This window comes from Xenorhabdus innexi (assembly GCF_002632485.1).
Taxonomy (GTDB): Bacteria; Pseudomonadota; Gammaproteobacteria; order Enterobacterales; family Enterobacteriaceae; genus Xenorhabdus; species Xenorhabdus innexi.
The window spans coordinates 1-890 of the sequence record NZ_NIBU01000200.1; the positions used below are offsets into that span (position 1 = coordinate 1).

At 47.9% G+C, this 890-nt stretch carries 2 protein-coding genes; one reads left to right on the forward strand and one right to left on the reverse strand.

Annotated features, from left to right (window positions below):
• A partial coding sequence (locus tag Xinn_RS21055; protein WP_211286048.1) for a transposase occupies window positions 1-213 on the forward strand: 213 nt, incomplete at its 5' end.
• 333 nt (window positions 214-546) lie between these two features.
• Here Xinn_RS21055 and Xinn_RS21060 read toward each other — a convergent pair.
• A partial coding sequence (locus Xinn_RS21060; protein WP_153043437.1) for an integrase core domain-containing protein occupies window positions 547-890 on the reverse strand: 344 nt, incomplete at its 5' end.

The following is an 890-nucleotide window of genomic DNA, read 5'->3' on the forward strand; positions in this document are numbered from 1 at the left end:
TTGCCCCCCTACAGCCCTAATCTCAACCCCATTGAACGATTATGGAAGTACACGAATGAGCAAATACGCAACAATGTCTATTTCCCGGATGCAAAAACGTTTCGGGGAACACTTCGACATTTTTATCATGTCACCTTGCCAACAAAAGCACAGGAATTGGCTACCCGACTGACTGATCATTTCCAGCGATTAAAACCTACATCTTCAAGTTAATTGCGTATATGTTTTCCCCAAGAAAATACCTGACGGTGCTCACAAAGTGATAGTGAATCCGCAGTTTGGTCGGATATTTTTAACCCAGATAGCTACTGCATAAGAAAGGGCATTCCCCGCACCAATCCGCAAGATCAAACAAGGATCACACCCCCCGTCAAGCACCAGTACGGGCGCGCTTCCGGCGATCCCGTGCAGGTGCATAAAAAGCACTGCATTTAGTGGGCAGGCACGGCGGGGTCACGACTGCGCGCGCCGGTGCTTATTGGCGGTGCGGGCTTCAAAAAATCACGTTCGCAAAACGCTGGAATGGAGCAACACCGATTGAAGTGGTCAACAAAAATTGGTCACTGGCTTAGCGTTTTCCCAAAATAATCGTTCTGACTCATTGGGCGTGAGTCCATTGTTATACCCGTGAGGACGAAGCTGGCTGTAATAACCTGTTATGTATTGGATAATAGAATGGCGAGCTTCCCTAAAATTTGCATATCCTGCCGAAGGAACCCATTCACTTTTTAAGCTCCGGAAAAAACGTTCCATTGGGCTGTTATCCCAGCAATTTCCCCGCCGGCTCAGGTTTTGTTTGATAGCATAACGCTGCAATAATCGTCTGAACGCTTTGCTGGTATAGTGGCTGCCTTGATCGCTGTGAAACAAGATCCCTTGCGGCCTTCCTC